Annotated in this window: 17 protein-coding genes; 8 read left to right on the top strand and 9 right to left on the bottom strand. The window is 60.6% G+C overall.

From position 1 onward, the window contains the following. Window positions 1-119: 119 nt before the first annotated feature. The 6 genes from N826_RS24000 to fabI form a co-directional block, all read right to left on the bottom strand. Window positions 120-1,034 (bottom strand): 1-phosphofructokinase family hexose kinase, encoded by a 915-nt coding sequence (locus tag N826_RS24000; protein WP_211099364.1) that lies wholly within the window; start codon window positions 1,032-1,034, stop codon window positions 120-122. A 93-nt stretch (window positions 1,035-1,127) separates the two neighbouring features. Further along, a complete protein-coding gene (locus N826_RS23995; protein WP_044432930.1) occupies window positions 1,128-2,711 on the bottom strand; it encodes an aspartate:alanine exchanger family transporter in 1,584 nt (527 codons plus the stop codon). A gap of 59 nt (window positions 2,712-2,770) precedes the next feature. Beyond that, window positions 2,771-3,625, bottom strand: coding sequence for a DUF2279 domain-containing protein (locus N826_RS23990; RefSeq protein WP_169789411.1), 855 nt, complete (start codon window positions 3,623-3,625; stop codon window positions 2,771-2,773). Window positions 3,626-3,878: 253 nt separating this feature from the next. Then, window positions 3,879-4,715, bottom strand: coding sequence for a polyphosphate kinase 2 (gene ppk2 / locus N826_RS23985; protein WP_044432929.1), 837 nt, complete (start codon window positions 4,713-4,715; stop codon window positions 3,879-3,881). Window positions 4,716-4,794: 79 nt separating this feature from the next. Then, window positions 4,795-6,924 (bottom strand): mechanosensitive ion channel family protein, encoded by a 2,130-nt coding sequence (locus tag N826_RS40450; protein WP_052831921.1) that lies wholly within the window; start codon window positions 6,922-6,924, stop codon window positions 4,795-4,797. A gap of 37 nt (window positions 6,925-6,961) precedes the next feature. After that, window positions 6,962-7,732 (bottom strand): enoyl-ACP reductase FabI, encoded by a 771-nt coding sequence (fabI, locus tag N826_RS23975; RefSeq protein WP_044432927.1) that lies wholly within the window; start codon window positions 7,730-7,732, stop codon window positions 6,962-6,964. Window positions 7,733-8,040: 308 nt separating this feature from the next. Between fabI and N826_RS23970 the strand changes: the two genes are divergently transcribed. Beyond that, window positions 8,041-9,180: an AI-2E family transporter gene (locus tag N826_RS23970; RefSeq protein WP_084721120.1), complete on the top strand. Its 1,140-nt coding sequence runs from the start codon at window positions 8,041-8,043 to the stop codon at window positions 9,178-9,180. 105 nt (window positions 9,181-9,285) lie between these two features. Here the strand turns inward: N826_RS23970 and N826_RS23965 are convergent, their stop codons facing one another. Together N826_RS23965 and N826_RS23960 are read right to left on the bottom strand one after the other, a co-directional pair. Beyond that, window positions 9,286-9,804 (bottom strand): hypothetical protein, encoded by a 519-nt coding sequence (locus N826_RS23965; protein WP_044432924.1) that lies wholly within the window; start codon window positions 9,802-9,804, stop codon window positions 9,286-9,288. Window positions 9,805-10,024: 220 nt separating this feature from the next. Next, window positions 10,025-10,270: a hypothetical protein gene (locus N826_RS23960; RefSeq protein ID WP_044432923.1), complete on the bottom strand. Its 246-nt coding sequence runs from the start codon at window positions 10,268-10,270 to the stop codon at window positions 10,025-10,027. A 1,056-nt stretch (window positions 10,271-11,326) separates the two neighbouring features. On the opposite strand from N826_RS23960, the gene N826_RS23955 reads away from it, so the two are divergent. The 7 genes from N826_RS23955 to N826_RS23925 all read left to right on the top strand — a co-directional run bounded on the left by N826_RS23955 (window position 11,327) and on the right by N826_RS23925 (window position 19,434). Next, entirely contained in the window at window positions 11,327-13,195 is a 1,869-nt protein-coding gene (locus N826_RS23955) for a tetratricopeptide repeat protein (protein ID WP_044432922.1), read from the top strand. A gap of 253 nt (window positions 13,196-13,448) precedes the next feature. Further along, window positions 13,449-13,946, top strand: coding sequence for a Rap1a/Tai family immunity protein (locus N826_RS23950; protein WP_147040697.1), 498 nt, complete (start codon window positions 13,449-13,451; stop codon window positions 13,944-13,946). A 38-nt stretch (window positions 13,947-13,984) separates the two neighbouring features. Continuing rightward, window positions 13,985-14,263: a glycine zipper family protein gene (locus tag N826_RS23945; protein ID WP_084721137.1), complete on the top strand. Its 279-nt coding sequence runs from the start codon at window positions 13,985-13,987 to the stop codon at window positions 14,261-14,263. Beyond that, window positions 14,260-15,201 carry a DUF2092 domain-containing protein gene (locus N826_RS23940; protein ID WP_063772303.1) on the top strand — a complete coding sequence of 314 codons (942 nt, stop codon included), beginning with the start codon at window positions 14,260-14,262 and terminating at the stop codon, window positions 15,199-15,201. The genes N826_RS23945 and N826_RS23940 overlap by 4 nt, the downstream gene beginning before the upstream one ends. Further along, the gene (locus N826_RS23935) at window positions 15,198-16,049 is read left to right on the top strand and encodes a hypothetical protein (RefSeq protein WP_044432920.1); all 852 of its coding nucleotides are present in this window, start codon (window positions 15,198-15,200) and stop codon (window positions 16,047-16,049) included. The genes N826_RS23940 and N826_RS23935 overlap by 4 nt, the downstream gene beginning before the upstream one ends. A 41-nt stretch (window positions 16,050-16,090) precedes the next feature. Further along, window positions 16,091-18,007 (top strand): esterase/lipase family protein, encoded by a 1,917-nt coding sequence (locus N826_RS23930; protein WP_052831917.1) that lies wholly within the window; start codon window positions 16,091-16,093, stop codon window positions 18,005-18,007. After that, window positions 18,004-19,434, top strand: a complete 1,431-nt coding sequence (locus N826_RS23925) for a hypothetical protein (protein WP_052831915.1) — start codon at window positions 18,004-18,006, stop codon at window positions 19,432-19,434. The genes N826_RS23930 and N826_RS23925 overlap by 4 nt, the downstream gene beginning before the upstream one ends. Before the next feature lie 355 nt (window positions 19,435-19,789). Here the strand turns inward: N826_RS23925 and N826_RS40445 are convergent, their stop codons facing one another. Continuing rightward, a complete protein-coding gene (locus N826_RS40445) occupies window positions 19,790-20,707 on the bottom strand; it encodes a ParB/RepB/Spo0J family partition protein (RefSeq protein WP_084721118.1) in 918 nt (305 codons plus the stop codon). Window position 20,708: the final 1 nt, after the last annotated feature.

Raw genomic sequence — 20,708 nt, 5'->3', positions numbered from 1 at the left:
CGTAGGTCGGGCCTCTTCAGCCCGACACCTAACGCTCCAGACCGGTTAATGTTTAATCTCGATGCCCTGATCATTGGCGGCGCCATGGTTGTCCGCCTTTCTTCACGCTGGTTCAGCGTCTATCCCTGTACCAGGGTCTCATAAAGCGCTTCGACAACCTGCCGCCGACAGAGTTCCGTGCCAACCGTCGTTACGGTCGCCGTCCCCGCCGCAACTCCAAGGGTGAAGGCCTCGCCGAGCGGACGACCGAGCGCCAAGCCCAGCGTCATGGCGCCGACAAAGCTGTCGCCAGCACCGACCGCGCTTTTGACCTCTACCTCGGGCGCGCGCAGCCACTTCACCCTGTCACCCGAGACAAGCAGCGCTCCTTCGTGCCCCATCGTCACCACCAAGTGTTCGACGGTCCCGGACACTACAAGGTCCCGAGCCGCCGAAACGAGGGTATCGGGATCCTTAAGATCCTTCCCAGTCAAACTTTCGAGTTCGCTGCGGCTAGGTTTGGCGAGATGGATGCCGAATCCGAAAGCGGACTTCAGGGCCGGGCCGGAAGTATCGAGGACGAACTTCGCGCCTTTCGTTGCGGCGATCTTGGCGACGTCCCGATAGAAATCCTCCGGCACGCCGCGTGGCAAACTACCGCTTGCGACGAGATAGTCGAAGTCCAGCATGGTTAGCTGCTCAAGGCAGGTGCGCCATTCCTCCTCCAGGATCTCCGGACCTTCGGGGGTGAAGCGGAACTCCTTGCCCGTGGAAATTTCATGGACGACATGACTGACCCGCGTCAGGCCCGCGATCGGCACCGTCCAATGCCGGACACCGATCCTCTTCACCATGGTGTCGAGGACACCGCCGGTCAGGCCACCCGCCAGGTAGACGGCCAATGATCGGCCCCCCAGTTCGTTGATCACGCGGGCGACGTTGATGCCGCCTCCGCCCGGATCATAGCGCTCGTCAAAGGTACGCACCTTGTGGGTCGGTCGGACGATCTCGGTGTTCGACGCAGCGTCGATGCTGGGATTCAAAGTCAAAGTCACGATGGGTTTCATCTTCTCCCAAACTCCTCCGCATGGTCTCAAGGCGATCAGCAAACCAGGAGCATGTCGGCTCCAGGCTTTTTCGGATGTATGTCATAGGAGTGACAGGACGATATTGACGAACAGCACCTTCACGATCGTCATGGCCGGAAAGATCATGGCGTATCCGATATCCGGCCGATCCGTCGGCGCCAGCCGGTTCGAGTAGGCCAGGATCGCCGGGTTGCCGGTGGCGCCGGCGACGATTCCCACCACGTCGTCGAACGGCATCCGAAAGACGAACAGGCCCAGCACGAGAACCGGCAGGACCAGTGCCGCCAGCACGACCACACCCATGCCCAGCATCAGGAACCCGGTCTCCGTTATGGTCGCCGCGAACGTGGGTCCGGAGGCCATTCCGACCTGCGCCAGGAACAAGGTCAGTCCGAGGTTGCGGAGCACCAGGTTGGCGGACAGCGGGACGGTCCAGTTCAGGCCGGCGGTGCGACGCTGGTTGCCCACGATCAGCGCCACGATCAAGACGCCCGCCAGCCCAAGCGCGATCGTGCCGATGCCCGGCAGCGGTATGGCGATCGCCCCGAGCAGGAAGCCCAGCGCCATGCCCAAACCGATGGAAATGTAACTGAATTCGGCGGTGCCCTTGATCGAGTCACCGAAGAACTTGCGCAAGGTCGGGAAGTCTTTGCGATTGGCGAGCAGCCCGACGCGATCGCCGAACTCGAGTACGAGATCGGGTCGCGCCTCGAGGTCGGTGTCGCCCCGGCGAACATGGACTACGACCGAGGTCTTCTCGCCCGGCAGGTCGAGATCTCCCAGCAACCGGCCCACCAAAGCCGGCCGGGATGCGAACACTCGGAGATAATCGAGATCCCGGCGATCTCCGGAGATACGGCCTGGGGCCGCCTCGCCCAGGACGTTGCGCATCTGATCGAGCAACGATCTGTTGGGGCAGACGGCCAGCAGAACATCGTTCTCGGCGACGAGGGTGTCAGGCGTCGCAGGCTGATTGTGGTGCTCGCGGCGCAGCGCCACGATCCGGACCTGTGCGGGAAGTGCTGCAGCCAGTTCGCTCAATCTCCTGCCGAAGAACGCAGGGTTCAGCAACACGATCTCGAGAAACTCCATGCCGGATTCCGAGGGCACCTTAATCTTCGGCTTCAGGAAAACGAGGGTGAGATACAGGAACAGAATGGGTCCGGCCACGCCGAACGGGTAAGAGACCGAATAGCCCACCGCCGGATCGTTGCCGAGCTTCGCGATGGCCGGCTGCAGCGCCGCCGTGCTGGTCCCTGATCCCGCAAACAGCCCGAGCGCATGTCCGGGGTTGAGTCCCGCCAGTTTTACGAACATCAGACTGACGACGCCCGACAGCAATACCCCGGCCATCGCCATCATGTTCGCCCGGATCCCGGCAGCACTTGTCAATCCGAGGAAGAACTGCTTGCCGTACTGAATGCCTACGGCGTAGAGGAAGAGCGAAAGCCCGAGAGTTCCGACCATCCGGGCCGGCGCCGCCTTAGGTGCAAACCAGCCCATAGCCAGCGCCACGAAGAGAACCGAGCCGACGCCAAGGGAAAATCCCTTGATGCTGAGTTCTCCCACGACATAACCTGCCGCGATCGTGAGGAACAGCGTCATCAACGGCTGTTGTTCGAGCATTGCCCGAATGAGTTCCATCAATCATCCCTTCATCGAGCGGCCGGGCATCTCTTCATTGAGTGACTGGGCCGTGGAACTTAAGGCGGACCGGATATCTGATAGGTAAATGGCACGTAGGTGTACGGCATCTGAAAGTAGTTGAAAACGGGGGTATCCACATAAGGCCGAAGCAGCTTCGACAGGTTCAAGCCGATGCCAACATAAAGATACTGTTTCCGCATATCGACATCAGGCCGTTCGCTGTAGGCGTCGTAGTTTCGAGCTCGAAAGCCGATGTGCAATTCAAGGGACTTCAGGTACGGGTTTTCAATGAAGTCAAATCCTTCGGCCTTGATCGCCATCAGGTAGCTAAGGCGCTCGTAGTCCGTGGTGATGTCCGACTGGTAGCCACCGCTCGTAAATGGATTGTATTCGACCCGAAGGTCGATCTTGCGCGACAACTCGGGGACCGACCAGAGCAGATACCCAGCCGCCACTCCCAAGGTGTTGAAGAGCATGTCCTGGTAGGAAAACCCGTACCGGTCGCTGAATGCGTCTCCCACCTCGATCAATCCCGTGACGCCAAGGCTGGACAGCGCACCCCACCGAATTGCCTGGTCCTTGTCAAAGTCCCATCGCTCGTACTGTCCGGCGAACAGGTGGCTGAACAGATAGGCCGTGTAGAGGTGCCCCAGCTTGTCGGCTCCACCCTCCTTCGTTTCCCGATCGAACCAGCCTTCATCCTGAAAGCGGGGGCCGCCCGAACCGTAATCCCAGTTGGCGAAGCCCCACCCGAGCACTGCCGCGCCGACCCCGAGATTTAGGGCCAATGCCTTGTCCTCCTTGGACCAATCCGAAAACCATCCGGGTTTGCCGTCAGTCTGAGTAATGGTTCGAGTGTCGGCCTGAGCGAGCACCCCGGTGCTGATATGGCTAATCAGTGCGACGAACAAGAAGCAATCCCGCAACACGATCATCAATGATACCCCTGCAGGGATACAATAATTGCTCTTCCTCCATAACAAGACAGCCTCGAAGGCATCTTATCCTGGATCAAGTCGGTCTTAGCCTGAGGAACTGTTCTTTGGTATTAAAGCCAGCAGAGATTGCGGTGGCTGTTTTGGCGAAGGGCGATCATGCAAGCTGCGTAGGGGTTGGGAGTAAACGGGCGAACAAAGCTATTCACGTTCAAGTCGCTGATCTTCTTTACCCAGTGGGCCACGCTTTCTCCGGTATGAACTTGAACGGGAAGTGAGAATCTTTATAGCCGTCCGGCCCCTGTCGTTTCGGCAGCTTTACTTTTTCTCTATGCAATTCCTCATAAGAAATATTGTCAAGCAAGTGACTGATGATGTTCAAACGCGCACGTTTTTTATCGTCCGATCGCGCAACGAACCACGGCGCCCATGAAGTGTCGGTCGCAACGAACATGTCGTCCCGAGCACGGGAGTAGTCATACCAGCGGCTATAGGATTTCAAGTCCATCGGTGACAGCTTCCAGATCTTCCGCCCGTCATTGATGCGCGCTTCCAGACGCCTCGTCTGCTCTTCGGGACTCACCTCAAGCCAGTATTTGAGCAAAATGACACCCGACTCAACGATCGCCTTCTCGACGCTCGGCACAGCGGTGAGGAATTTCCTTGTCTGTTCTTCAGTACAGAAGCCCATGACCCTCTCGACACCGCTGCGGTTGTACCAACTCCGGTCGAATATCACCACTTCTCCGGCAGCCGGGAGGTGTGGAATATAGCGTTGCAGGTACATTTGAGATTTTTCGCGCTCGGTCGGAGCCGACAGGGCGACGACGCGGAACACGCGCGGGCTTACACGCTCCGTGATGGCCTTGATTGTCCCGCCCTTGCCAGCGCCGTCGCGACCTTCGAAAACAATGCAGACTTTCAAGCCTTTATGGATGACCCACTGCTGCAGCTTGACCAGCTCGACATGCAGCAGGGCGAGCTCGTCGTTGTAGACCTTCGTCTTGAGCTTTCCGCCTGGCTGCGGGGACTCCATCCGGTTGGCATCCTTCTTGTTTTTCGCCATGTTCAATGTCCTCCCTGGTGTTGTTCGGATGGGCTGGACGCCGCATCGCGGTCAAACGGCCTGTCGGAGCCATCGAGCCTCAATCGGCCTTGGACTTATCGTCAAGCACGCCACGGATTGCCTGCGAGGCGGCGAAGCCGACCGCACGCTCGCCGGCATGGGAATCGTCTACCCGGACGACCACGCCACGGCCGACCAAGTCGATCCCGTTCTCCTTGAAAGCCTTGAGGATGCGCTGATAGGCTTCCCGCCGGATGACGAACTGCTCGCCGGGCTTGGTAACGTACTTGATGCCGATGATCACGGCGTCATCCTCCACGCGGCGCACGCCCTGCGACTTCAACGGTTCGATAAAGCTGGGACCCATTTCCGGATCGGCCTGAAGTTCCTTGCTGATCTGCTTGATGATGCGCTTGACCAGGGACAGGTCGGTATTCGGCGGAACGCGGAATTCCAGCCGCATCAGCGACCAATCGCGTGTCTGATTGGTTAAAGCCTTGATCTGGCCGAACGGCAGAGTATGGACCGCACCGCGGTGGTGGCGCAGCTTGAGCGAGCGCAGTGAGATTCCCTCGACCGTTCCGTGCAGATTGCCGACTTCCACGTAGTCGCCGATGTGAAATGCGTCCTCCAGCAGGAAAAACACTCCGGACAGCACATCTGCGATGGTCGATTGCGCGCCCAGCCCAACCGCTAGACCGACCACGCCGGCTCCCGCCAGCAACGGGCCGATGGCGATTCCCATCGAGGACAGGACGATCATCACGACGATTGCGATCAGCACGACCTGGAGGAACTTCCTGACCAGCGGCAGCAGGGTCGCCATGCGCTGGGCAGTGCGCTGGTCACCCACGCTATTGGGCGTCATCACGCGATCGAACGACCGGCCAAGCACCTCCCACCCGACATAGCCGAGCAGCAGGATGACTCCAATGTCGAACAGCAGGCGCAGGACGATAGCCCCTGGTCTGCCACGGTCGCTCGGGTCGAAGCCCCAGATGAAGGCTGTTCCCACCACTCCCAGAACCATCAGGGCCGCCCATACCGCGCGCATCAGCCGGAGGGCCGTTTTGCTGTCCGGTTGTTCGCCAACTGACTGGTAGAACCGGATGACAGGTGGCCGAAGCATCAACGCCAGCAATGGGACAGCTGCCGACAGGAACAGGCTCAGCAACAACCGCAGCCCTATCCCGGTTTCCAGCCGCAGGCAAGCGGCGGCGGCGGTAAGCCACAGTCCGACAAGATAGAGAGTTGCCAGGGCCAGGCCCAAGACGAGGGTCGGAACATCCCGAGGCCCGAGTCCGAGCTGGCCCCCAAGCGTTTGGACCATCGCGGACCGGCTGCTCCAGAGCCGATAGATCAAGTAGATGAACGGCGCCGTGCTGATCGGAAGAACCAGGGCGATCAGCGGATCATAGGCCATACCCAGCGCGCCGAGCAGATCCGCGAGACCCAGCGTCGTTGCAGTGAGTACGGCGGTGACAACAGCTGTCCGGTGGATGGATCGGGCGCCCTCGTCGCCTATCGGCAGCAGCCGCCTGTCCGGGTGGTCCGGCGCGCACAGGAACCGGCTTACCAGATCGGCGATGAATACGGTGACCGCCCCTTGCAACACCGCGATCAGGATTGCCGGGGCCGTGGGGTGCGATGGCCGCAGGATTGCGTAGCCCAGCAGCAGACCGATCAGGAATGCAGAGGCCCGCACCGCATGAATTCCGAGACTGCGGGCCGAGCGGGACAGGGCTGTGCCGCCGGACATTGCTGCGGGTTCGGGCAATAGCCGCCGGGTAATCAGCAAAGCCGCAGTCCCGACGGCAAACAGGAATAGGATCGACAGACCGAGTTTTGCAGGACTCGTTGCGGCATTCCGCCCGTTCGGCCGGGCAAAGGCATCCGCTATTGCCCCAGGCACCTGCGGGAGGGCAGCAGCCACGGCATCGATCCGGTGTGCATAGGCTGCTAATGGGGCTGCTAACGGTGCTGCTTCCGGCGGGAAGGGCTTGGCCCCTTCCGGGCCGGCCAGCAGGCGCGGCCGCAAGGCGCGGCGCAGTTCAGCCTCGTCCATCACGCCGAGCACGGCATCTGCCTGCTCCGGCGTCAGTCCATTGGGGAATGCTCGCAGCAGGGTATCGACTTGATTGCCGGGTGCGCCCTCCACCGGCTGCGCCGAGGCGGATGGCGACACCGGTGAAAACAGCAGAACAAGCATGGCCAAGGCGATAGCCAGGGGCTGACTCGGCCCGTTCCTACCCGACAATATGATAACCACCGTCGATATAGAGCGTGAGCCCGGTCAACTGCCTCGCGGCATCGCTCGCCAGGAATGCGGCACACGGGCCGATATCGTCGACGGTGACAAGGTGGTGGGTCGGCGCCCGCTCCGCAGTGCGCGCAAGCAACTCGTCGAACCGGTCGATGCCCGACGCTGCGCGCGTCGCCATGGCACCGGGTGACAAGGCATGAACGCGAATGCCCTTGCCGCCAAGTTCGGCCGCCATGTAGCGGACGGAACTCTCCAGGGCGGCTTTCACCGGTCCCATCATGTTGTAGTGTTCGACCACCTTTTCAGCGCCGAAGAACGTGACCGTCATCAGACAGCCGCCCTCGACCATCAGCGGCTCGGCCAGCTTCGTCATGCGGATGAACGAATGGCAGGAAACGTCCATGGCCAGGGCAAACCCCTCGGCCGAGCAGTCGACGACCCGTGCATGAAGGTCCTCGCGGGGGGCGAACGCGACGGAATGGAGAAGGAAATCGAGCTTGCCCCAGCGCTCGCGAATGACGTCGAACACAGCCTCAAGCTCACCCGGCTTCCTGAGATCGCAGGGCATGATCAGATCCGAGCCCAGCCTGATCGCCAACGGCCGCACATGGGGCTCCGCCTTTTCGTTGAGGTAAGTGACGGCAAGATCGGCGCCCACTTCCTTGAACGCTTTTGCGCAGCCATAGGCGATGCTGTGCTCGTTGGCTATGCCAACGACGAGCCCGCGCTTGCCTTGAAGATCAAGCATTGTCATGGAGTGCCTCCGTCGAGTAGCCGCAAGCGTCAACGCGCGACCTCCGGCTTTTGAAATGACGCCCGGACCGCAGCGGACTCTCAAGCAGAGGGCGCTGTGCCGCAACCCCGCAACGGTAACAGGTAACGGTATCCTGCTGGCCCGGCCGCCATGCGGCGCCTCGTTACGGTAAGCTACTTCCATCGGCGTACGGAGTCGCCGATCCTGAGACCTGCATCCTCATCCCAGCCATAACAGCCTCTTATCTCGAACGATGTTCGCCTTGCGACGTTGGTGGCTTCGTTTGCTTTGTCAGGGAACCGCCGAACATGATGAGCAGACACTTGGGACGCGAGGTCCACGCCGCCAGCCTTGGCAGCCGCCCTCGGAACAATCCAAGTAGCCATTTGATCGAGCGCGCGGTAGCGCTGGTTTGCCTGCTGATCCTGGCGGTCGGGGTCTTCCTGGTGATGCAGCCGTTCCTGTCGGCGCTGCTTTGGGGCACCATTCTCACCATCTCGACCTGGCCGCTGCACGTCCGGCTCACGCGCGCGCTCGGCGGGCGTACGGGTGCGTCGGCGGCTATCCTGACGCTGGCCGCTTGCGCTGTTTTCCTGATCCCGCTTGCTTTGCTTGGCCATAACTTGGCTGAGAACGTGGCGCAACTGGCCAGCAATCTTCAGGAGTGGCGAAGCAAGGGTCTTCCGGAGCCGCCATCCTGGGTGGCGCCACTGCTGCTGGTGGGGTCGCGGATACACGAATTCTGGTCGGACCTGGCCGGCGGCACTGTCGAGGCGACCGCCAAGCTGGAACCCTACATCCAGTATGCACGCACCCGGATCCTGGGCTTCGGCGCCTTGATCGGCTTCGGTGCGATGCAGATCTTCATCAGCCTGCTCATCGCCTTCTTCCTGTATCGTGACGGCCGCCGTGCCGCGGCGGCCCTCGACTCCGTGCTGCAAAGGCTTGCCGGACGGCGCGGCCCGCGTCTGCTGGGCGTCGCGGCGGGCACCCTGAAGGGCGTGGTGTACGGCATCATCGGAACGAACCTCACAGAGGCCATTCTGGCGGCCGTCGGCTTTCGGATCGCCGGAGTTCCCGGCGCATTTCTGCTCGGGTTCTTCTGCTTTTTCCTGACGCTGGTTCCCGTCGGGCCGGTCTTGATCTGGCTTCCGGCGACGATCTGGCTGTTTACCATCGGCGAGACCGGATGGGCCATATTCCTGATCGTCTGGAGCATCATGATATTCAGCGTGCTGGAGGCACTGCTCCGAACATTCCTGGTCAGCCGTGGCAGCGACCTCCCGATGCTCATGATCCTCCTGGGCCTGTTCGGTGGCCTGCTCACCTTCGGCTTTATCGGCCTGTTCCTGGGACCATGCCTTCTTGCCCTGGGATATGCGCTGATCAAGGAATGGATCGGAATGGAAAGAGAGAAAATGGCGTCGTCCGGCGATAGCGGCGTGTAGGTGTCGGGCAGCGTTTCCAATCGCACTATCGGTCCCTGGAGAGCAAAACGCTCCAGCAAAAGTCTTCAAGACGCTACTCTCAATCCAGGGACCGAAGTCATCCGCTCAAGGCATCATCGGCATTTGTGAAGCGATTTGAAGATCGACGATTTTCAGCAAGGGCATCTCGACCTGATAGAACTGTGCGGCACGTCTGTTGGTCAAGGCTTTCTGGAATTTCGGAAGGTATTGCTGTAGGAGGCTGGTTCGCAGAATATCCAGTTCGATGGCCTTGCTGGTCAGTTCGCCTGCCTTGTCTTCAGTCATGGTCTTGTAGTTGTCGGCGTAATCTTTGATCAAGGCGAGCTTTTCGTCGCCCAAACGGTTCAAATCGGCTTCATAGCGCTCGTAAACCGGCCAGAACTTCTCAGCTTCGTCCTGTTTGAACGTCATTTGCTGTCCGATTATCTCGCGTGCGTCCTGACGCACATCCCGTCGCACCAACTCGATATAGTGTTCGGAATTCAACTTCTCGGCCTCGCTGCTCTGGGTTGCCGCAGTGCTGGAGGAGATGGTGAAGCCCCCGATGACCAGACCGAGGACGGTGCCGGCCCTGATGATCAGAGATGACGTGGTGCGGCTCATGGCTTAGCTCCCGGAATGTGATTTTGTTTTTTGGAGAATATGCTCACGCATTGGGGACCGCGGAGTGGGCCACATACATGCGTTGAGGACCACAGGATGGGACTGGGCGCGGATCGGCGAAAGTGTGATACGGTAACAGATGTCAGGTCGGACTGGCGGTTGATCAGACGTGTGGGCGGCCCGCGCTCCGGTCACAAACCAAGCCTGCATGATCGGACCATCATCCGTTCCACTGATGCAGTTCAAGCAGGATTTCGCGTTCGAGGTCGAGGATGAGGGCGCGGCAGGCGTCGGCACGTTCGAAGGCTATCGAACTGTCCAAGTTCTGGCATTGATGCAGTGCTTCGACCGCCTCTCCGTAGTCCTCGCACAGCCCATGGAAAAAACGGTTGTCTGAACTGTACTGTTTGACGGCGTCCGCCAAATCCGGAAACCGCTCAACGACGTACCTTGCCCTCTCCGACATGGGTTCTCCCGCCGGCTGTAGAGTAAACCGATCAAGTCGATAGCATATGTAGAGTCCAATGAGCGGCAAGTCGCGATCCTTGCAAACACTCACTATGAGGACTTCAACATCGACACCATTGCCGCATTTCGGATCAGGACTGCTCTTTTCGCCGCCTCCACCGGCTTGATGTTTACATTGTATTCGAGAGTCCAGCCGTCCCAAGGGTCGAACTGGCTGGGAGTTCGATATGATGTGCGGACTGGTGCGCCGTCAATATATCGAGCCGGCCGCCTGCCACAAAGGCCGCAACTGTAACCTTGATACCGTAAACAAGCCTTACACGCTGTCGTCGTATAAAAGAAGATTGCCGCTGCCAATCGCTTCCGGTCCGCAGGCGTCAGGCTTCTTTGGATTTGGTCGGTTTCGGCTCAAGGGTAGCCATACGATCCAGCAACGCCAGGATCAGCGTGTCCTTGCCTCCCAAGTCCAGATGCGACAGGTCGAGCGTGTCAGACCGATGCTGATTCACATCCACACCGTCAAAGAACCCGTTCCTTCGCGTTCCCGACAGGCAGGTCCCGCCTGTAACCCGTCCTCCCCGGGGCAGCGGTCAACCATCTCCGGAAGTAATTATCATCCAAACATACGAGTGAGGATAACTCCAAAGGTTATGTCATGCATCAAGAATGCGTATGTTAACCGTATCAAAAGGCTTATTCTCAAAAGACTATAGAAACAAGCACACAATCAATAAATTTCAATAATACAATGGGATATCAATTAAGTTTATAATGTTACTATTTTCGTTATGTACATCATTTAGTTATCGTAGCGTAATCACTAATAAGAGGTATGCGGTGTAATTGCTAAATGTGAAGGTTCATGATAAAATTGGCTGGCGATTTGCCATTAACATACAGCCGACGCCGTACGATTCTTTGAAGATAATTGATTTCGATCAATCACACTCTTCGATTATCTTATAAAACTTAGGATCAGATGAACGCTGCCGTACCTGCAAAGCGCGATGTATGTCTTCCTGTTCGAGCATGACCAAACGGCTGGGCAAGACCAATGATACACGATACCAACGACGCGATCCCACATCAGCTTATTCATGACGCGCTTGAGCGTGTCATCAGCAGCCGGGAAATCGTCAATTCCGATCGGAAGAAGCGCTTTCTGCAGTTCATCGTGAAGGAAACGCTTGCCGGAAACGCCGACAGGATCAAGGCCTACACCATCGCTATAGACGTCTTTAACCGTGATTCGAGTTTCGACCCCATTTCCGACCCTGTCGTCCGGATCGAGGCTGGCCGGCTGCGCCGTTGCCTCGAGCATTACTATCTGGCCGAGGGGGCCGCAGACCGGCTTCAGATCATTATCCCGAAGGGCAGCTACGTGCCGCAGTTCGTCATGAGGGAAGTAGCCGCCCCTACCCTTCTCCGAGCCCTGGACGATGACAAACAATCGACCTCGGAGCGATTGCCGGAGATCGTTCCAGCCGAAGCAGAGTTCAGTCAAGCACCTGTAGCGGCGACCTCTTCCTATCAGCCTCCTGGCACGGCACCGTCACGCGTCCCCCTTCTGAAGCGTCCACGGCTCCTGGCGGGCCTTTGTTCTCTTTTGGCGATACTGACTATTGCTTTAGCGGGAACAACTCTTTTCCAGCGATACCAGGTTTCCGTGAGTAGCCGGGCAGTTCCCAGCCAAGTTCCGACCCTCATGGTTCTACCATTTGAAAATGACAGCAGCGATCCGGCGCAGAACATGTTTGCCAAGGGCGTCACCGAGGAAGTGATCGGTGCCCTGATCCTCTTCAAGAACATTCTAGTCCTCGGTGCCGACACCAGCTTCCAATTTCGGACGGAGACGGCTCTGCGCGACGCCGTTCCAAACGTGCCGATAGACTATGTGCTGAAGGGCAGCATCGACCGGACGGAGGGCCAGATACAGGTCAACGCCGCCCTGCTTCGGGCGGCGGATCATCAGTATCTCTGGTCCGGCAGCTTTCGCAAGGACTTCACATCTAAAAGCATGCTCGATCTCCGACGCGATATCGCTACGCAGGTCGCCCTCATCCTGGTGCAACCGCATGGCGTTATCGACAAGGCGGAACTGCAAAACACCGTCGGGCGCCCTTCGGAGTCGCTCACGTCATATGAATGCGTCCTGCGGACCCGTGAGTACTGGCGCCAGCCGAACGCGGAGATGCACAAGCAGGTCCGGACCTGCTTGGAACGGGCAGTCCGGATCGATCCCGACTACGCGGATGCCTGGGCAGCCCTCGCGTTCATTTACACCGATGAGGCGCGGATCGATTTCAACCCAAGTGCCGAGCGCCCCGATCCCACCCTTACGGCCCTGGAAATAGCCCGACGCGCCGTAGCACTGGCGCCAGACAGCCCCCTGCCCCTCCAGGCCCTGGGGATTGCCCACTGGCTCAGGCGCGAACCGGCCCTCAGCATTGCGGCGTACGAACAAGCGCGGGTCCTCAACCCGCATGACAGCGACATCCTCGCCGATCTCGGGAGGGCTTACAGCCTGACCGGTGACTGGGAAAAAGGCATTCCTCTCATAAGGGAAGCCTTTGATCGCAACCCGGCGCAACCCACCTGGTACCGGCTGTTCATCGCCCTGTATCATTATGTGAATGGGCAATACGCCGAGGCCTTGGCGCAGGCCCAGAAGATCGGAACGCCGAATCTCGTCTACACCCATGTCGTGCTGGCGATGATCTACGGCCAGACCGGGGACAGGGATAACGCCGACTACGAAGTCGATGAAATCCTGCGGCTCTACCCGAATTTCGGCGACAAAGCCGTGTTCGAGTTCGAGCGCCGGAACATCGATCCCGCCATCATCTCCAGGATGCTCGATGGGCTGAGGAAGGCCGGGCTCGATATGGACCCGGATCGGGAGGTGGCCAACGAGAAAGACTGAACGAGGCTGATTGAACGCCCACCAGTTCCTCAATCGCTTCGATGATACGGTTCATGTTACGGTATCACTGTTAAAATTGCCCGGATGTTACTTCTATTTTCAGTCCCGATTTGGTTAAATATTCCCGTGGCTTAGTAAAGCCATACGGTTTGCAAAGCAGGACAAAAGGTCCTCAAGTGCTTTGCCGTCAAGATCGCGAAGATCAATCAAATCTATAATTCATGAGATGCGCTGCCGACTGAGCAGGAGCCACATGAATACTGGCTACGCGCTCACAAAAGGCGGCCCGCTGAACCGCGACGCTTCGTCGCCGATGGTTGCTACAAAGGAGCGTACGATGAAACGCCGACAAAAGCCTTTTCTGCTGGCGGTCATGGCAGCCTTGGCGGTCATGACGATTATTCCTGCTGTACGCGCACAGCCGGTGGCCGATCCTACCGAAACCGATTTCCAAGTCATGACCACGGGCGATCTCGTACGGCTGTGCGAGGCCACGCCGGCCGATGCTACGGGAATCGCCGCGCTGCACTTCTGCCACGGCTTCGCTGTTGGGGCTTACCAGTACCATCAGATCGCTGCGGCGGCCGAAGCGAAACCGCCCCTGTTCTGTGAGCCCAGGCCGAGACCGATGCGCAACGAGGCCGTCGCCGGCTTCGTCTCCTGGGCTAAGCAGAACCCCCAAGCCATGAACACGCTGCCGGTCGAAGGAATCTTCCGCTATCTGGCTCAACGCTATCCGTGCCGTCGCTGACCGCTGCTTTCGGATCGGGAAGACCTATGGAGATGGACATGGCTTTTCAAGATACAACTAAACGGTTGAGCTGCGTCGCGGCGGTTGCGCTCTCCCTCGCTGCCTGCAGCGACATGTCGGCGACGCAGCAACGTGCGCTGACCGGCACGACCGGCGGGGCCGCCGGCGGAGCGCTGATCGGAGCCATCGCCGGCAACGCCGCCATGGGGGCGGCCATCGGCGCCGGCGCCGGCTTGGCCGGCGGCATGCTTTACGACTACCACAAGAAAGGCGAGGAATCGGCTTACCAGCGCGGTGTGCAGGAGGGACAGCGATGAAAGGTGCCAGGTGGCTGGTATGGCCCGCGCTCCTCCTTTCCTTGATGGCCGAGCCTGCGGTGAGCGCCGATCAACAGTCGCCCGAACAGCAGTCGTCCGAACAACAACCCGCCGATCAGCAGTTTTCCGATGAGGAGCAATCGGGCGATGACGCGCCGATGGACAGTGAGGCGCTGGACGCCCTGCATCTCATGGCCGAGACGCTCGCCCAGGCCCAGGGATTCAGCGTAACCATCCGGGCCGGCTTCGACGTCGTGCAGGACAACGGCCAGAAGATCACGTTCGGCGAGCGGCGCAAGGTCACGCTGATCCGCCCCGACCGGCTGCGGATCGACGCGGAGGAAAGCGACGGCAAGCGGAGCCTGGTGACCTACGACGGCAAGGTGATCACCGTGTTCAATGCGAATGACAATGTCTACGGACAGGTCGAGAAGATCGGCAGCGTGGACGATGTGGTGCGCTACGTGGTCCAGGATTTGGACATCAGGCTTCCACTGGCGCTGCTGCTGGTCAGCACCCTGCCGGCTGAACTGGATCAGCGGCTTGAATCCATCGATTTTGTCGAGCGGGATGTGCTGACCGAGGTTCCATCCGACCATCTGGCGGGGCGGAGTGCCGGTGTGGACTTCGAGGTCTGGCTGGATAGCGGCGGCACGCACCTGCCACAACGGGTGGCAATCACTTACAGGGATGAGGAGGGCGCGCCGCAGTACCGGGCCGAATTCTCGGAATGGAAACTGAATCCGGAGGTTCTGCCGGTGGATCTGGCCTTCAACCCGCCTGCTGGAGCCGAGCGCATCCCGTTCCTGGTTCGAGTTCGCCAGCACGCGGCCGACCAGCCGGCCACAGCCGGTGAAACCCCTGCCGGTGAAGCCCCCGCAATTGACGCGCCCGCAACATCGGCGCAATCCGGCAGCATGGAAGGATTGCCGAAATGAAATCGCGATCAGCAAGACTCACCATCTCGATCGCTTCGTCGCTGCTCCTGGTCGTCGCCATGGTGGCTGACGCCAACGCGCGTGGAGGCGCGCGGGCCGGCGGCGGCGGTGGCGGTGGGCGCGGTGGCGGTGGCGGTGGCGGCGGTGGTTACTCCCGTTCGGGCGCCGCGGCCAGCGGCAGCTTTTCGGCGCAAAGACCTGCCTCGGGGGGAGGAGCCGCACGCCAGGCCGGAGCCACCGACCGGTCGGGCCAGCGTGCCCAGACGCAGCAGACCGCAACGCGCCAAGCCGGAGCCAGCGAGCGATCGGGCCAGCGCGCCCAGACGCAGCAGACGGCGACTCGTCAGGCAGGGGCCACCGAGCGGTCGGGCCAGCGCGCCGATACGCAGCAGACCCGCACCGAGACAAGGGCAGAGACACGCACATCGGGCCAGGCGGAGCGGACCGAGCGGTCGGACCAGCGGCAGACTGCTTCCACCGAGCGGACCGACGCCCGCCAACAAGGGTCCACTGAGCGGACCGACGCCCGCCAGCAAGGCCAGACCGAGCGTACCGAAGCCCGCAGCAATGCCGCGCAGAACATGTCCGACGACTGGGATCATCATCATGACTATGATGATGACGATGACTGGGGATGGGCGGTGGCCGGATTGGCGGTCGGCGCGACCGTGGGCTATGTCGCCGGCGCCGCGTCGTCGCCGACCTATGTCACGGTGCTCCCCTGCTCGCCCACAGTCGTGGCGACTGGCGGGGTAAGCTACTATGGGTGCGGCGGCACCTGGTATAACCAAGCCTATGTCAACGGAAGCGTTACCTATGTGACCGTCGGCGCCCCTCCTGGGTACTAGAGCCTATGTTTCATCGGGTTGCCGACAGGAGTGTCCTCCGCATGACGTGGCCGATCTTCCGATATTCCGTTAAAGGCACGATTTTGCTGGCAGGAGTGCTTCTGGCTATTGGCTGCGCCGGTCCGATCAGCGTCGAACGCGTGGACCATGCCACGGTTCATCAGGAACTCACCCGCAATGTCCTGTCGGCTCATACGCTCAGCGATCAGACCCGGAACGTGCTGCGGCAGCGGTCCTTGACGGATCTCTACCAGGAGAAGCCTGAATACGCCATTGTCGACCTCCATACGGCGGTCGTCGAGGGACAAGGCGGTGCCAACGAGGTGTTCGCCCTCGCGGAGATGTCGTTCCTGCACGCGGAGGAGCGTGGTGGACGCCCCTATTATCTGGCATCCGCGCTATACGCCTACGCCTTCCTGTTTCCTGGGACAGCCAGCCAACCGCCCGATCCCTACGATCCCCGGCTTCGGCTCGCCAGCGACATGTACAATCGTGGTCTGACCTCGGGACTGGCTACTGAGGAAGGCGACGAGATAGCCATCCGGCCGGCAAGCTATCAGCTACCGTTCGGCCAGCTCGACGTCGCCTTCGATCCGCGCGACCTCGCTTGGGGAGGGCGCCAGCTGACCGGTTTCTTTCCAGCCGCCGAACTGGAAATCAGCGGCCTAGACAATCGTTACCGTCAGTCGGGGATCGGCGCGCCCTTGGCGGCGGGAACGACCCAGGGTCAACTGGCCAAGGGCTTTCAGGTCGCCGTGCGTGTCAAGACGCCGGTGACCGCCCTACTGCGCATCGACGATCCCTGGCGCCAGCTTGGCGGCGGGATCGTTCGTGGGCAGCTCGAGCTGCATCCTTCCTCCGACGTCAAGACGATCCTGATCGATCAGCGGCAGGTTCCGCTGGAAGTGGAGTATACCGCCTCGCTCGCCTACATGCTGAGCGGCGTGCCGGCCTGGGAGTTCGAGTACGGCGGCTTCCTGAGGGGCAATCTGCTGGATAAGAACGTGCCGTCGCGGCTGGTGGCCCTGGAGCCGTATCAGTCCGGGCGCATTCCCGTCGTTTTCGTCCACGGGACGGCGTCAAGCCCCGTGCGCTGGGCCGAGATGCTGAACGATCTGAGGGGCGACCCGCGCATCCGCGACCATTTCCAGTTCTGGTTCTTCTCATATGAAACGGGCAATCCGGTTCCCTACTCCGCCATGCTGCTGCGCGATGCCCTTCGGGAGGCGGTTGCCGCCCTGGACCCGTCCGGAGAGGACCCGTCGCTGCACGAGATGGTCGTCATCGGCCACAGCCAGGGCGGGCTACTCACCAAAATGGCGGCGATCGATGTGGGTGACAGGTTGTGGAATTCGGCATTCAAGAAGCCGCCCGAGGAACTGGACGTCAGCCCGCAGAGCCGCGAGATACTCAAACAGGCGCTTTTCATCAAGCCGGTTCCCTCCGTCCGGCGCCTCATCTTTATCGCCACGCCCCATGGCGGCAGCTATGTTGCCGGTGACCGGATCAGCCATTTTGTCGCAAGCTTGGTACGATTGCCGGGAAATCTCCTGAGGGCGACGTCGGAAATCAGCAAGCTGGACAGGGAGAGCACTGTCTTGGTAGGCCAACCTGGTTTCGGCAGCATTTACGCCATGACGCCGGGCAGCCTACTGGTAAGGACGCTGGCGCGCACCCCCATTGTCAAGGGCGTCAAGGCGCATTCGATCATCGCCGTGCGCGGAGACGGCCCGGCCGAAACCGGCGACGATGGCGTCGTCGAATACAAGAGTGCTCATATCCAAGGCGTCGACTCCGAGTTCGTCGTCCGCTCCGGTCATTCGACGCAATCGGATCCCCATACGATCGAGGAGGTCCGGCGTATTCTACTTCTTCACTGGGCGGAGTCCTGCACCAAGAGCCGAAACTGCGGGCTGATGCCGGATAGTCCTTCGATGATGGCGAGCAAGACGCGATGAGTTCCGCCCCGCATCGCGTGGTCGTGCTTTTAACCCTGCTCCTGACCGGCATGCTGATGTGCCGGGCGCCGCTGTCGGCAAACGAGGCATCCTGGCTGCCCGTGTCACAGGTTATGTCCGAGCTGTCCCAAAACCCGGACTTCGTGGAGGCGCTGTACACGCGCCTGGGCCGAAATCCGAAAGCCGGCGGGATTCTTGGACCCGACGAAATCAAGCGGCTCCGAGAGCTGATCCTCGGCAAAAACTTCGAGGCTTTGGACCGCTTTCCAGGCATGACCGTAACCGGAATGGGCCGGGCCGTCCGGCTTGCGGCGGCGGCGATGGACAAGTCCACTGATACAGCCATTCCGCAGCCGGACGCGGTCGAGGGGACTGATAGGGCACCCATCGAAGAGGAGCTCGGCATCCCCGCTGCCGGCAGGTCTCCGGCACCGGATGCCTATCTACGATCCCTGGGCTTCGGACTGGAAGTCGGCGATCGGATCGACCCGGAGCTGGCCGGCCGCTATGCCGATAGTCTGCGGCTCGCCGAGGTGCTGAACCGCCTCTCCTTGGACTCCCGGGATGACGCTTCAGGGTATCACGTCGTCATAGGTGGACAGCCTGTTGACACGCCAAGCGCTCTCATGAACGCCCTGACGGAGGCCGGCCACGACCTGGAGGTCAGGGATTCCAGGTATTTCGCCAATTTCGGCGACCTGATCTATCAGGGACGCGACGTCTTAACGCCGTTCTGGATCGATACCGGGATCACTGTCCCTGGAACTGACCGTCTCCTGTTGGTTCCGGTCAGCCATTCACAGCACGAATTCATCGTCCGCGGCCCTGTGGTCAATGCCGCCCTGTCGTTCTACTTCGGGATCGACGGAGAAGCCGTGTTCCGCCCGAGTGTGACGCGGGATCAGGCCTGGGTCATGGGCAATGTCGCACATCGTTACCAAGGTGCGGAGGCCCTGGAAGTCACCCGGCTTGCCAGCGGCATCGTACGTGCCTACAGCATGATCAAGCAGCACCATCCGGAGCTTCCGTTCGGCGGCTACTATGCCTTGGGCGTCTGCAACGACGTCAACGCAATGATCGAGCTTAAGATGCAGGGCGAGACATCCCTATTCCCATTGACGCTTGACCCGCAATTCTTCGCAGGCGATGGCGAAGTGGAGCGACTGGCCCGGCGTCTACCGCTGGACAACGGGCGGGACGCCAAACCGGACCCCCGGCGCATTCTAGGATCGATCCCGGTCGCTGAGCTTTCCATGCTGCCGCTGCCGCTCCTGAGGCAGGATTTGGAAGAGGTCCGTGCGGCCTGGGGAAACGGCAGCTTGGCCTTCAGCAGTTCGCGTGGTGCGTTGATCTGGGTTCTTACAGCCATAGCGTGTTTGTTAGCTTTTCTTTTGCTCGTTCGAAGCCGGCAGGCTAGCGGAAAATAAAAGTCGGTTTGTAGACGCCAAGCGCTGATTTCCTGGGTCACGAGGCGGACGAGGTGACCTTCTGCCAGCTTGATAACCGCAGGCGCTGCCAGCGAATCAAATCCCATAATACCTGGAGCCTAAGAGTTTGACCGGTCTGGAGCATTAGATGTCGGGCTGAAGAGGCCCGATATCTTTGCCGGATTTCACCAGGAGCGGTCCCCGACGTTCGATGTCTTACAGCCGGAGAGGTGCGCTCCGATGCGCCACGCTTGGTCCAGCCTCCGGAGTTGCAAGTGTCATCGCACGGCCCGTCCAAGTGGATTGGCAAAGTCGCCTGTGCGGTTCCGCACACGACTACCGGCTTCCCCCTGCCCTACCGTTTCAGTATCCGATCGATACGCTCCCGCAGAGTCTCCAGCTGCAAGCGATGGTCTTCATCGATCCGGTCGCCGGTGCCGTCCAGGTGCCCTATCGTAAGTGACAAATGCTCGATCATATCCAGTAACTTCTTGCCCATCTTCAGCGGGCGTGCGGAGCGGTCGCGCGACGGGGACGGCCCCCTCGAAGGTGCCTCGCCCTGCCCGGCTTCGGCGCCGGCCGCCGTCTCATTCCCGGCTGCGCTACGCTTGGCCTCGCGCAGCTCGCGCTCCGTCAAACCGGCCTTGGCCAGCGTCCAGAGAACGCGCTGGCGCTCGTCCGATCCGCCGGAGGCTACTTCGAACAACCGTGTCGCCGAGATCTCGTCGACCCTGTCCCTGTAGTCGTCCAGGATGTCCTGCGGCATGCGGAGAACGCCGAGGAAGCGGCTGATCCGCGAGCGCTCCATGCCCACGAGGTCGGCGATCTGACTTTGATCCTCGACGCCCATCTGCTCCATCATGTCGCGGATCGCCAAAGCGGTTTCCACGACGTCCAGGTCCTCGCGCAGCAGGTTCTCCGCTATGGCGACAGCCGGATCCGACGTCAGGAAGACGCGGGCGAGAATCGTGGTCTCGCCAAGGTGCTGATGGGCGAGCAGCCGGCGCTGACCGGCCCGGAGTTCGTACTCGCCACCATCGCGATAAACGACGGTAACCGGATTGATCAGCCCGACCCGGCGGATGTTCTCGGCCAGCGCGACGATCTTCGACTGATCGACGTTCTTCCGGGGCTGGTTGGGGTTCGGTCTGATACTGGCTATGGGAATCCGCTGCTGACGCCCGTTGGGGTCCGCTTCCCCCACCTTGGCCACAAGCGCCTTGGCCTGCCGTTGCATGCTGGTCGGCTCACGCCGTGCGAGAAGATTTGCCATG

Origin of the sequence: Skermanella aerolata KACC 11604 (assembly GCF_000936425.1) — a bacterium.
In the GTDB taxonomy this organism is placed as follows: Bacteria; Pseudomonadota; Alphaproteobacteria; order Azospirillales; family Azospirillaceae; genus Skermanella; species Skermanella aerolata.
Note: the sequence above shows the minus strand (reverse complement) of the source record. Positions and strands in the feature narration are given on the sequence as shown.